General features: G+C 65.3%; 13 protein-coding genes. 2 read left to right on the forward strand and 11 right to left on the reverse strand.

Annotation, left to right across the window (positions count from 1 at the left end; all coding sequences use genetic code 11):
- Positions 1–73: 73 nt before the first annotated feature.
- The 4 genes from IG122_RS14075 to IG122_RS14090 all read right to left on the reverse strand — a co-directional run bounded on the left by IG122_RS14075 (position 74) and on the right by IG122_RS14090 (position 2291).
- Entirely contained in the window at positions 74–268 is a 195-nt protein-coding gene (locus IG122_RS14075) for a twin-arginine translocation signal domain-containing protein (RefSeq protein ID WP_193184584.1), read from the reverse strand.
- A 91-nt stretch (positions 269–359) separates the two neighbouring features.
- The gene (locus IG122_RS14080) at positions 360–962 is read right to left on the reverse strand and encodes a TorD/DmsD family molecular chaperone (RefSeq protein WP_193184586.1); all 603 of its coding nucleotides are present in this window, start codon (positions 960–962) and stop codon (positions 360–362) included.
- 170 nt (positions 963–1132) lie between these two features.
- On the reverse strand, positions 1133–1756 hold the full coding sequence (locus IG122_RS14085; protein WP_226893573.1) for a DUF3306 domain-containing protein: 624 nt from the start codon (positions 1754–1756) through the stop codon (positions 1133–1135).
- The gene (locus IG122_RS14090; RefSeq protein ID WP_193184588.1) at positions 1749–2291 is read right to left on the reverse strand and encodes a DUF3305 domain-containing protein; all 543 of its coding nucleotides are present in this window, start codon (positions 2289–2291) and stop codon (positions 1749–1751) included. Before IG122_RS14090 ends, IG122_RS14085 begins: the two co-directional genes overlap by 8 nt.
- Before the next feature lie 120 nt (positions 2292–2411).
- Here IG122_RS14090 and IG122_RS14095 point away from each other — a divergent pair, with 120 nt between their 5' ends.
- Entirely contained in the window at positions 2412–4445 is a 2034-nt protein-coding gene (locus IG122_RS14095) for a 4Fe-4S binding protein (protein ID WP_193184590.1), read from the forward strand.
- Positions 4446–4460: 15 nt separating this feature from the next.
- Here the strand turns inward: IG122_RS14095 and IG122_RS14100 are convergent, their stop codons facing one another.
- From IG122_RS14100 to IG122_RS14115, 4 genes are read right to left on the reverse strand one after another with little or no spacing between them, the layout of a single operon-like run.
- Positions 4461–4745, reverse strand: a complete 285-nt coding sequence (locus IG122_RS14100) for a hypothetical protein (protein ID WP_193184592.1) — start codon at positions 4743–4745, stop codon at positions 4461–4463.
- Between the two features lie 4 nt (positions 4746–4749).
- On the reverse strand, positions 4750–4950 hold the full coding sequence (locus tag IG122_RS14105; protein WP_193184594.1) for a DUF6494 family protein: 201 nt from the start codon (positions 4948–4950) through the stop codon (positions 4750–4752).
- Positions 4951–4982: 32 nt separating this feature from the next.
- Entirely contained in the window at positions 4983–6005 is a 1023-nt protein-coding gene (locus IG122_RS14110; RefSeq protein WP_193184596.1) for a DUF6352 family protein, read from the reverse strand.
- 18 nt (positions 6006–6023) lie between these two features.
- Positions 6024–6773 carry a biotin/lipoate--protein ligase family protein gene (locus IG122_RS14115; RefSeq protein ID WP_193184598.1) on the reverse strand — a complete coding sequence of 250 codons (750 nt, stop codon included), beginning with the start codon at positions 6771–6773 and terminating at the stop codon, positions 6024–6026.
- Between the two features lie 127 nt (positions 6774–6900).
- Here IG122_RS14115 and IG122_RS14120 point away from each other — a divergent pair, with 127 nt between their 5' ends.
- Positions 6901–9084 (forward strand): tetratricopeptide repeat protein, encoded by a 2184-nt coding sequence (locus IG122_RS14120; RefSeq protein WP_193184600.1) that lies wholly within the window; start codon positions 6901–6903, stop codon positions 9082–9084.
- Here the strand turns inward: IG122_RS14120 and IG122_RS14125 are convergent.
- The 3 genes from IG122_RS14125 to IG122_RS14135 form a co-directional block, all read right to left on the reverse strand.
- Positions 9065–9607 carry a cupin domain-containing protein gene (locus IG122_RS14125; protein WP_193184602.1) on the reverse strand — a complete coding sequence of 181 codons (543 nt, stop codon included), beginning with the start codon at positions 9605–9607 and terminating at the stop codon, positions 9065–9067. The two genes, IG122_RS14120 and IG122_RS14125, sit on opposite strands and share 20 nt — an antisense overlap.
- Positions 9608–9737: 130 nt before the next feature.
- On the reverse strand, positions 9738–11213 hold the full coding sequence (rfaE1, locus tag IG122_RS14130; RefSeq protein WP_193184604.1) for a D-glycero-beta-D-manno-heptose-7-phosphate kinase: 1476 nt from the start codon (positions 11211–11213) through the stop codon (positions 9738–9740).
- Positions 11213–11797: an SIS domain-containing protein gene (locus IG122_RS14135; RefSeq protein ID WP_193184606.1), complete on the reverse strand. Its 585-nt coding sequence runs from the start codon at positions 11795–11797 to the stop codon at positions 11213–11215. The genes rfaE1 and IG122_RS14135 overlap by 1 nt, the downstream gene beginning before the upstream one ends.
- Positions 11798–12177 lie beyond the last annotated feature (380 nt).

The raw sequence follows: 12177 nt of genomic DNA on the forward strand, positions 1-12177 counted from the left end.
CTTATGTTTCAGAGACACCCCAGCATGCGGTGCCCTGGGCTCTCCCCGTGGGGACGGCCCTGCCCTATCCGCCCTAGAAGCGGGATAAGGCGTATGCCGTCTTCACATGCGCGGTTTCCTGATAGCCGGCACTGACCTTGCCGGGCCGCTCCGCGGCCTCGGCTGGTTTCTGCGCTCCGGCAATCGCCGCGGCACCGGCGGCAGCGCCAATGCCCGACAATTTCAGGAAATCACGGCGCGTGGATTCGGGCTTTTTTGCATTCGCCATCTCACCAAACTCCGTTCTTTTCCGCACGGGTCCGATATGTCGCTCCGTCGCCGGCCCGTGCCCGGCGCAAGAGATCAACCGCCGCCCGGCCTCAGCCGAGCATGCGGAAACTTTCGCCCTCGATCTGGATGAACTGCCGTCCGATCGAGCCGAGGGGCATGTAGAGAACCGAGGCTTTCGCGCCTTCCAGGTCCTCGAAGAACTTCTCCGCCCAGGAGGCGATGTGCTTGTCGAAAAATTCTGCCTGGCGCTCCAGATGGCAGGCCGGGCCGAAGTCACCCCGGATCATGCCGGCCATCACGTCGCAGAGCGCGGCGATATGGTCTTCCGGCTCCTTCACCTCGTCGGCACGCGCGACACCCAGTTTCGCGAGATCGTCGCGCAGGTCCGCCAGCGGCTTCTCGTTCAGGAAACCGGTCAGGTAATAGGATCCGTGCGGGACGAGTTCGCCCCGTCCGACACCGTAGAAAAGTTTGTGATATTCCTCGTCGGCAGACTCCGCCGTAGCAGCGCGGGCCGCAGCCGCGAACGCGGCGACCGACCGGCCCAGCGGGGTGTCATCCCCACCGAGGCTCCTGGCAATCTCGAGGCTCTCGACAGCTGGCGGACGCGCAAGAAAATGCGCGAGCAAGCCATACCAGTGCGCGCGAACAGCGTCTTCTTCCGACACCAGACTGCGGGCGGTTTCTGTCACCGACCCTCTCTCCCTAGCGTGCCCGCTTTGCCGATTACGGCTGCGGACTTAAACATTTCCGGACATTTAGCCCGATTTTCCAGCAGTTCAACGCTACGCTCACTCAGGGCCGAAGTCCACATATTCACGTGTGGCGCTTCCCCGGCTTTCCACCATGCGGACGAGACACCTCAGACCAGATCTCCGTCGCCGACATCATCGTCGGACTCCTCGCCATCCGGCACTTCCGGAGATTCAGCAAGCTCGCTTTCCGGACGCTTCTGTTCAGAGGAGTCCGCCTCTGCCTGCAGGACGTCTTCCCCGTCTTCCGTGCCCTCCTCGTCGCTTTCTTTCTCGATCCCGAGATCCTCGTCGGTCAGGAACCCGCGCCCGACCTTGTAGGCGGTCTGCATGCCCTCGATCACTCTAGCGGCATCCGTATAGTCCTCGCCGTAATCGACCAGGCCATCGACATTCGCCAGGATCGGATTGAGGCGCCAGAGCGCCTTCAGCGCCCGGCGGCGGAGAAATTCGGGGACATTGCTCTGCATGAAGGCGGTGAAATCGCTGTCGGCGTGGAGACTGTCGATATCGGGCAGCGTGGCGACCACGGCCCGCTCCTCGTCCGTCATTTCCCGTTCGTCGCCGTTATAAAGCTCCGGCAGCGCCGGCTCGGGCGCTTCCTCGGGCAGCGCCGGTGCCGCGCCGCCGCGCGCCTTGCGCGCCTCCTCGACAATCGTTTCCCGCGCCGCCTGCTTGCGCTCCGACCAGCGGCCGAGAAAACCCCGTCCCGGAATGTCGCTGCGATCAGACAAGACGGCGCCTCCCCGATCTGTCTCGCGGCCCGTCGACCCGCGGCCGGCGGGCGAACTTGTCCTGCTCGCGGCGGTGGTCGCTGCGCTTGCGCTTGACGAAAACCTCGTCCTCGTGGTGCTGGTCGCAGAAATCCTGCACCCAGGCGATCAACCCGTCCGGCATCGGCACCGCATCGACGATCTCCTCGCCCGAGTCGAGATAGTCCTGCGATTCATAGGCCGACGCCGTTGCCAGGAACGGCACGACATCAAATTCGGACTCGGGATCGTCGTTCTGGCGCAGCACCACATAGACCGACGGCGTGCCCGCCAGGTTCACCTTGTAGGCCTCGGTTTCTCCGCGATAGAGCGTCAGCTTGAGTGTGGCCGCATGGAAACGCTCGACGCCTTCGGCCTTGTCCAGCAACTTCCATTCGGTCGCCTCCGGTGCGCCGACGATGACGGAGACGGCGCTCCAGCTGAAATCCTGCCAGGGATTGTCGAGCTTTCGGCGCTCCAGCACGACACCAACCGGGATTGTCCGGCTGCGTTCCATTTCCACTCCTTGGATTCCCCTCGCCGGGTCATTGCCCCGGCCGCTCCCTGTTGCAAATATGTGTAGCAAAAGCGTGCACAGGAAAGCCTCAACGAAACAAGGCGCGCGGGAGAGAGAGATATGGCCACCGAAAACGGGCGGCTGCTGATCTGCAATTGTAACGGCTCCATGCCCCTGGATGCGAGCGCCGCTGCGCTCTCTAAGGGCGGCACGGCACCTTTCATCCACTCAGCACTCTGCCGTGCGCAGCTCGGAAATTTCCGCGATGCGGCAGCCGCGGGAGGCCCTCTGACGGTCTGCTGTACCCAGGAAGCGCCGCTTTTCAGCGAAGTTGCGGCGGAACAGAACGGCGAGGAAGACACCCTTTCCTTTGTCAATATCCGCGAGCGCGCCGGGTGGTCGGAAGAAGCGGCGAAGGCCGGCCCCAAGATCGCCGCTCTCATCGCGGAGGCCGCTGTCAGCGGCGCGCCGACGACGCAGGTTCCGCTGACCTCGGAAGGAGTCTGCCTCGTCTACGGCAAGGACCAGGCCGCGCTCGACGCCGCGCGCCAGCTCGCCGCACGGCTCGACGTGACGCTGCTGCTGAAGGACAGCGACGACATCATCCCGCCCGCCGTGATGGACGTGCCGGTGTTCCAGGGGCGGATCGCCCGTGCCGAGGGGCATCTCGGTGCCTTCGAGATCGCAGTCGACCGCTATGCCCCGGCCGACCCGGCGAGCCGGGATGCCTTCCGTTTCGAGCGGCCGCAGGACGGTGCGATGTCGACCTGCGACCTGATCCTCGACCTGACCGGAGAAACGCCGCTCTTCACCGGCCATGAAAAGCGCGACGGCTATTTCCGGCCCGATCCCGGCGATCCGGTCGCGGTGCAGAAGGCACTGTTCGAGCTTTCGGACATGGTCGGCGAGTTCGCCAAGCCGCGCTATGTCGATTTCCATGCCGACCTCTGCGCCCATTCGCGCAGCCGCAAGACCGGCTGCTCGCGCTGCATCGATGTCTGCCCGGCGGGCGCGATCAGTCCGGACGGCGACGTGGTCGCCTTCGATCCCTACATCTGCGGCGGCTGCGGCGCCTGCAACTCGGTCTGTCCGACCGGCGCGGCGCATTACACCTTCCCGGCGACAGCCACGCTGATCGAGCGCCTCACGGCCATGATGCAGGCCTATCGCGATGCCGGCGGCCGGCATGCCACCCTGTTCGTCCACGACCCGCAGCATGGCGGCGCCGTGATCGACATGATGGCGCGTTTCGGCAAAGGCCTGCCCGCGCATGTCCTGCCCTTCGCGGTAACCCAGACGACGCAGGTCGGGCTCGACTTCCTCGCCGCAGCCTTCGCGAACGGGGTCGGACGGGTCGTGCTCTACGCGCATCCGACGAAGCGCGACGAGATCTCGGGGCTCGCGAACCAGATCGGGCTCGCCGAGACCGTACTGACCGCGCTCGGCTTCGAGAGCGGCCTGGTCGAGCTCCTGATCGAAGCGGACCCGGATGCCGTCGAAGCGCGGCTCTGGTCGATGCCGAAGACCGACGGAGTGACGCCGCGGCCCTTCCTGGCGCTCGGTGGCAAGCGCGAGATCATGGACACCGCGCTGGCCCAGCTCCGGCTGGCCTCGCCGCAGCCGGTCGACATGATCGCCCTGCCTCCCGGAGCCCCCTATGGCCGGATCGCGGTCGACGTGGATGCCTGCACGCTCTGCCTCGCCTGCGTCGGCGCCTGCCCGGCGAGTGCCCTGCAGGACAATCCGGACAAGCCGGAGCTCTCCTTCATCGAGAACAATTGCGTGCAGTGCGGGCTCTGTCAGAACACCTGCCCGGAAAGCGCCATCACGCTGGAGCCGCGGCTGAACTTCCTGACCGGGGCGAAATCGCCGGTGGTGATGAAGGAGGAGGAGCCGTTCCACTGCATTCGCTGCGACAAGCCCTTCGCGGCGAAGAGCTCGATCGAGCGGATCGTGAAGACGCTGGCCGATAAGCACCCGATGTTCAAATCGCCGGAGGCGGCGCGCCGCCTGCAGATGTGCGAGGACTGCCGTGTGGTCGACCAGTTCGAAGGCAAGGACGATCCGATGCGCGGCGGCGCGCGGCCCGCGGTCCGAACGACGGAGGATTATCTCGGCGGCAAGGTCTCGGACGAGGACGAGAGCATTCACTGAGACGGAGCGGCGGCATCAGCCGCCGAACCGGTCCTGGCACATCGCCGCCGCGCGCTGGCGGAAAAGCTGGTGCTTGGCCTCGTCGATGATGCCTTCCTCGCGCATCTTGTCGACCGCGCCATAGCGCTCGGCCAGACATTCGGCGAGCGGTCCGTTCGCGGGAAGCGCGACCGGCTGCCCGCCGGTCAGTCCAGCGATGTCGTCGCGATGGAGATAGGCGAGCGAGGCGACCGCGCCGGCCAGCACCAGCCCGGCAACGGCCCGGGCGCGCCAACTGTCGATGAAGGAGCCCCCGGCCATGGCGCTACTCGGTCTCGATGGTGCCGTCGATGGTGACTTCGAGGCCCGCCGCCGGGATTGACAGCACAACCTTCGCCTCCGTCGCGGCCCCGACCTTGCCCTCTTCGACGGCCTTGCGGATCGCGGTCTCGATCTCGCGTTGCGAGGTCACGCCGACCTTCTTCAGGAATTTGCGCACGCTCATGTTGAAGATGTCTTCGTTCATCGCTCTCTCCATGTTTGCGGATCCGCCGGCTCTCAGGCAGGCGTCGCGAGGGGCAGGTTGACCAGCAGGTTCTGTGGCTTCATCCGCAGCACCCCGGACGGGTCCTGCGCGAGACCGAGATAGACGGGGCGCCCGGCGATCGACGGCATCATCGCCTCCGGCGATTTGAATTCGAGGCGGAACAGGGCGACCAGATTGACCAGCTGCTCTTCCGGCACCTCCTCGCCCTTGTAGAGCGCATTCAGGATCGCGCTCGAGGTCGCGTCGAGGCCGACATGCCAGACCCATTTCTCGTCCGCGATGCTGCGCACCGGCGTCACCGAGACCTCGACCCCGAGGAAGTGGTCGACCCAGAGCTCCAGCACGCGGCAGAGCGCGTCAAGGCCCGGGCGGGTGAAAGTCAGGTCGAGCACCGTGTCGAAACGGTCGCTGCGGCCCCAGTAGATCTCCGCATTCTCCTCGGTTAGCACATCGAGCTCGACGGAGCGGAGCGGCGTGTCGTTCTCCGCGATCAGGCGTTCGAGAGAGCTGTAGCCCTGACCCGCCGCATGCATGTCGACGATCTCCTCGTCGGCGCACATCACGGTGCCCTCCTGCAGGGTCACGCGCTGGCTGCGGAACAGCAGCTCCGCCGCCCTCGCCCGGAAGGGGTCGGTCACGCCATAGAGCATGTTGCGGGCGACGACATGGGCGACCTGATCGAGGAACAGCGGCGGGATCGAAACGACCCCCTCACGGAAGGTCGAGAGATAGAAGGATTCGAGGCTGTCCGCCGCCAGCAGCGCATCGCGGAAGCCGAGCACGATCTGGTAATTCTCCCGCCCGTCCGGATCGCCGAATGCCGCCAGTTCCATATCGCTCACCGGGCGCCTCGGATCCTCCAGCAAGGCGGCGTGCAGACTGCGTTCCGTGGCGCAGGATTCCGCGACCGGGGCGATCTCCGGCCGGGCGAAGAGCGCGCGCAGGAAGGCGTCGGTGACGGCGAGACGGCCGTCCGCGGTCCGGTCCAGCAACGCGTAGCCCGAACTGATCCAGAACTCTCTCGCCTCAGTCATCCATTTCCGCCCGCATTGTCAGTCGAGAGACCATGTCGGTTTCCGCAGCACCTCGGTCAACGGCACGAGAGGCGTTTTCGACTCGCCGAGCACCAGACCGCCTTTCTCGTCGAGGCCAAGCAGCTTTCCACGCCACTCCTTGCCGGCGAGTTTCAGTTCCACGGCTTCCCCGCGCTTGGCGGCGCGCGGCAGCCAGTTGTCGGCAATCGGACGCAGGCCTTCGGAAAGAAAGCGGTTGGTCCAGAGCAGAAAATGGCGGGAGAAACTTTCCAGCAGATCCCCCGTGGTCAGGTCTCCGCAGCCTTCGTCGAGCAATGTCGTGCGCTGGCGGGTCATGCCGGGTTCGGGCGCATCGGCGGCCGGCATCATCGCCAGCTTGACACCGAGCACCGCCCAGTCCGGCACCGGGTCGGACGGATCGCCCCAGAGTGCCGGGTCGACCGTCAGGGACACGCCCCCGGCGAGCCCCCCGTTCACGATCAGCCGGTCCGGCCAGCCGAACAGCACCTCGACCTGCGGCGGCACCTGCGCGCCGAGACAGTCGCCGAGCGCCACCATTGCGACATGCACGGCCGCGAGCGTCTCCGAGAATGGCCGATCCGGACCGAGCACGATCGCGCATTCGAGCCGCTCGGCGCTGTCGAGCCAATAGAGGCTCGCAGGATCGGCGCCCCCGCGTGCGGCTTCGGCGGCGGCATTCTCGACATCCGTGCCCGGCAAGACCCGGCAGGGCCGGTAAATCGGCGGAAAGGACAGTTCGTCCAGCATGTTTCACTCCCTTGGCCCGAAACTAGCACGCCGGTGGAGGCTGTCATGGGGGAATCGCCAATCCGGGCGCGCCATGATAAGCGAGTCGGTAGCCAGCGGCAGAGTGAGACGGAAAAGGGGAGCAAGGGTGCAGGTTCGCGGACTGCTCGTCACGGCGCACAGCCTGCACGCCGCCGGCCGAATCGCCGAAGCGGCGACCGCTTACCGCAGAGCTCTGACGGCGGCGCCCGAGCAGGCCGACGGGTGGCACCTGCTCGGCACCGCCCTCCTGCAGGCGGCGCGGCCCTTGCCCGCGGCGGCATGCATCGGGAAAGCGCTTGTCGCCGATCCCGGACGGCACGATTTCCGGCTCAATTTCGGCTACGCATTGATGGATGCCGACCGGCCGGAGGATGCCCTTTCCGCCCTGAAAACGGCCTGCAGACATCGGCCGTTCGATGCCACGCTCTGGAGCGCCCGTGCCGCCGCGAGCAAACGGCTTGGCGACATGGCGGCGGCGGACAGGGCATTCCGCGCAGCGATCCTGCTCGACCCCTCGGGTTTCGCCCAGCTCTACAATCGCAGCCTGGCTCTTCAGGAAACCGGCGATATGTCGGGCGCCATCGCGTCTTATGGACGTGCGCTGAAATTCCAGCCTGCCTCCGGAACCGTCCTCGCCAACCGGGCGCAGGCACTGAAGAGCGAAGGGCGCACCGGCGAGGCAGTGCACGACTTCAGAGGCACCGTTCTCCTCGCACCGGGAGACGCCACGTTACTGAACGATCTCGCGATCGCTCTCTGGGACGGCAACGAAATCCGCGGTGCGATCGCGCTCTATCGCCGGGCCGTCGCAGCCGCGCCGGAGAGGGTGGCGATCACCCGCAACCTGACCGGAGCGCTGGCAAGTGCCGGTCATTACGATGCCGCACTCGACGCCTTCGACGCCGCGATCCATAGGCACCCGGAGGATCCGGGCTTTCCCGTCCGCCGGGCGCTCGTTCTTCCGGTCATTCCCGAAAGTCTCCAACAGATCGACGCGGCGAGAGAGAAGATCGGTCAATTTCTCGCCTCACCCGAGGCCGGCCACATTCGTCTCTCGAACCCGCTGGAGCAGATTGGCGCGGCGAATTTCTATCTCGTCTATCATGGCCGCAACGACCGGGTTCTCGCCGAGGGGATCAGCGCCTTCTACCGGCGCGCCTGTCCGGCGCTCAATTTCACCGCGCCGCATTGCGCCGGCGCCAAGCCGCCGACCGGCCGTATCGAACTCGGGATATGTTCGAAACATCTTGCCGGGCACACGATCGGCGCGGTTTTCGGCCGGCTCGTTACGGGTCTCGACCGGTCGCGCTTCCGCCTTACACTCCTTCGCCCGCCGGGCCTTCGGGACAAGGCGGCAGCCGAGATCGCGGCCGGGTTCGACCGGGTCGTCGAGCTGCCGGCGGAGATCGGGCGCGCCGCGGAAATCGCCGCGCACTGCCGGCTCGACGCCCTGCTCTATACCGATATCGGGATGGAGCCCTTCACCTATTTCCTCGCCCATACGAGGCTCGCGCCCGTGCAATGGGTGACCTGGGGGCATCCGGTCACGACGGGGATCGACACGATCGACGCCTATCTCTCCCCCGATTGCTTCGAGCCGGAAGGGGCAGAGGCGCATTATTCGGAACGGCTGATCCGCTGCCCGAGCATCCCGATGGTCTATCGCGACGAGGCGGTTCCGCCTCCGGCGGCGAAATCGGAGTTCGATCTTCCGGAGGGGCGCCCGCTCTATCTCTGCCCGCAGAACCTGTTCAAGCTGCATCCGGACTACGATCACGTTCTGGCGGATATCCTCACACGCGATCCGCACGGGACTCTTGGCCTGATCGAAGGCGCCAACCCCGAATGGACAGCGCGGCTGAAATCCCGGCTGTCAGCCGTCCTCGGCCACACCATGGAGCGGGTCCGGTTTCTGCCCTACCTGCCGAAGAACGACTACATACGCCTGCTCGGCGCGGCCGACGTGATGCTCGACCCGATCCATTTCGGCGGCAGCAACACGACGCTCGGCGGTTTCGCGGCTGGAACGCCGGTCATCACCTGGCCGGGCCCCTACATGCGGGGCCGCATGACCTACGGGCTCTATTGCACCATGCGGGTCACGGATTGCATCGCAACGGACCTTGCGGACTATGCGGCAAAGGCGGTGGAAATCGCGAACGATCCCGGGCGCCGCGAAGAGATCGTCCAGCGCATCCTGGCGGCACGTCCGGCCGTCGTCGAAACGGCCGGAGCGTCCCGGGATCTCGGCAATCTGCTCGCGGAAGCGGTCAGCTCGCGGAGCGGTTAGCGATCAGCTCGGCCTTGCCGGTTTCCATGTCGTAACGCAGCCGCGGCTCGTTCTCCAGCGGACGGCCGGTTACGCGCACAAAGCAAGCCTTGGCCGGATAATCGATCGCATGGATTTCCCGCACGTCGTAGAAGCCGGCATCGCCCGGCTTCAGGCGGTAGGTCTTGACATGCTCGATCTCCGCCGCGCCGTCGCCCTTGCCGCCGTCGACGCGCCGGAACTCGCTCATGTCGGTATATTCCTTCGCCTGTCCGTAGATCGCCCAGGACGTCCCGTGATCGTGCGGCGGAGAGGCGTGCGGCTTCTCGTTGACATGGGCGAGGACGACAAATTCCAGATCGTCGTCCCGGTAGAGCTCGGTCACGCCGACCGGCGCGTCCTTGCCGCAGACTTCCTCGACGAATTCATCGTTCTTGAGAAGCTTCTCGAGATTCTTGCGGACCGCGTCCCGGCCGTTCGCGTTGTTGTTTGCGGCCAGAATGTCGTGGCTCTCGCGACAGAACTCCTTCAGACCGTAGGTCATGCCTGATCTCCCTTGATTTTATTCGACTTTTGCCACCGGTTCGAACGCCGGCGAAATGAGAATGGAGGCATTCTCCTCCTAACGGACGAGGATGACAACGGATGCGATGCCGAAAGAAACCGCAAACCGGCTACTTGCCGGCGTTCATCCGGGCGATGGTGGCCGTCGTGCTGTGCCCGTCTTCGAGCTGCGCCAGAACCACCTTGCCGCCGTAAGACTGGACGAATTCGGCTCCGACAACGGTCTCGACCGTGTAGTCCGCGCCTTTCACCAGAACGTCGGGGCGGACCGTCTTGATCAGCTCCAGCGGCGTGTCCTCGCCGAAGATGACGACCGCATCGACGGTCGCGAGCGAAGCCAGCACCGCCGCCCGGGACGCTTCCGACTGAACCGGCCGCGTCGGGCCTTTCAGGCGCGCCACGGACGCATCGCTGTTCAGTCCGACCACGAGCCTGTCGCAGGCAGCCTTGGCCTGACGCATCAGCGAGACATGTCCCGGATGCAGCAGATCGAAACAGCCGTTGGTGAAGCCGACGCGCAGGCCCTGGTCGCGCCATTCCTTCGCCCGGTTGGCGATGATATCGGCGGATGCGACCTTGACCTCGCCCTGCAGCAGATCGTGCGCGCGAAAGGCGGCAGCGAGCTCGGAGGCATAGGCCACCGCGGTTCCCATCTTGCCGACGACGATCCCGGCCGCCGCATTGGAGAGTTCGATCCCGGCGGCGATCGGCAGACCCCGTCCGAGCGCCGCGGCCAGCACCGCGACAACCGTGTCACCCGCGCCGGAGACGTCGAAGACTTCGCGTGCGACGGCCTCGAAATGCAGCGGCTCGGCTTTCGGATCGCCGCTCACATATGTCATGCCGTCCTGGCTTCTGGTGACCAGAACGGACTCGATCCCGGCGGTTTCAATGATATGGCGCGCGGCGGCGACGATCGCCTCGACGCTGTCGACCGGCATCCCGCTCGCCTCGGACAGCTCGCGCCGGTTCGGCGTAATCACCGTGGCGCCTCTGTAGCGGCCGTAATCGCTGCCTTTCGGATCGACGATGACGGGACGTCCCTTCTTCCGCGCCGCGCCGATCAGCTGTGTCAGCCCGGCTCTGCTGAGCAGGCCCTTGCCGTAGTCGGACAGCACCAGGGCGGAGGATTGCTCCAGATCCGCGATTGCGCGCGAAATCAGGTCTTCCTCGACCCCGGCATCGATCGCATCCACATTCTCCAGGTCCGCGCGCAGCAGTTGCTGCGCGCCCGCGACATAGCGGACCTTGATCGTGGTCTCGCGCCCAGGAATGGTCAGCAGGTGACTCTCGACACCCGCTTCCTCCGCGACCAGCCCGGTCAGTTCGCGGCCCGCCGCGTCGCGTCCGATGACCGAGATGAAACAGGCCTCGGCACCGAGCGCCACGAGATTGCGGACCACGTTTCCGGCACCGCCGAGCATCGCTGTCTCGCGCTGGATCCGGAGCACCGGCACCGGCGCTTCCGGCGAGATCCGGTCGACAGTTCCGTAGACGAACCGGTCGAGCATCGCATCGCCGACACAAAGAAGTCGAACGCCGGCGAGCGAGTCGACCTTCGCCGCAAGATCGGAATCGTGCGTCATTACCCCTCCACGAGGCCAAGCTGGATCTCGATCGCGCCGCAGAGTGCTTGGCCGATCGTGATATGCATTTCCTGAATTCGCGCGGCGGCCCGGTGCGGCACCCTGATCAGCGGGTCCGCGAGTCCGACCATGTCCCCGCCGGTTTCGCCGGACAGACCGGCCGCGACGAGACCTTTCTCGCGAGCCATCTTCAGTCCGGCGATAACGTTGGGCGAGCGGCCCGAGGTCGAGATCCCGATTGCGACGTCGCCCGGCCGGCCGAGCGCCTCGATTTGCCGGGAGAACAGGCGCTCGAAACCGAGATCGTTGCCCGCCGCCGTCAGCGCGGAACCGTCCGTGGTCAGGGCGATCGCCGCGATCGCCGCGCGGTCGGTGATGTAGCGGACCGTCAATTCCGTCGCCAGGTGCTGCGCGTCGGAGGCGCTACCACCATTGCCGAAGAACAGGATCTTGCCGCCGTTCCGGATCGAGGCCACGCATTTCTCGGTCAGGTCGGCAAAAGGCGCCGCGAGCGTTTCCCGGACGGCGGCGGCGACTTTCAGGTGCTCATCCAGTTCGCTCTCGAAGTAGGCGCTGAGATTCATCTTAACTCGGGCTCCGGCCCCAATTGGTTGTGCTCTTTTCGGCCGGACATAACCGCGGCGCGCAAGCAGTTTGATCGGCGCCGATCGCGCTTCGGATCCGGCGCGCCGACGTTATCCCAAATGCGGCCGGGCGCATCAAGAAAACCGCGTTTTCGGAATATCGAAGAAAATTAGATCGAATTTTATTGATTTTTTCTCCGCGTCTTGTAGTGTATTTATAGTAGCTTGTGCTAAAAGCTATTTTCGTCACAGAAAGAGACGCTCTCATGTATGCACAACGCAGTGTAAAAGGCGGACTTCTTCGCCGTTTCTTAATAAAATCCTGCGATAATTTGCGCTTTGAGGACGTCAACGCACAACATGTGCGATTGAAGAGATAG

The organism is Nisaea sediminum, assembly GCF_014904705.1.
Lineage (GTDB): Bacteria > Pseudomonadota > Alphaproteobacteria > Thalassobaculales > Thalassobaculaceae > Nisaea > Nisaea sediminum.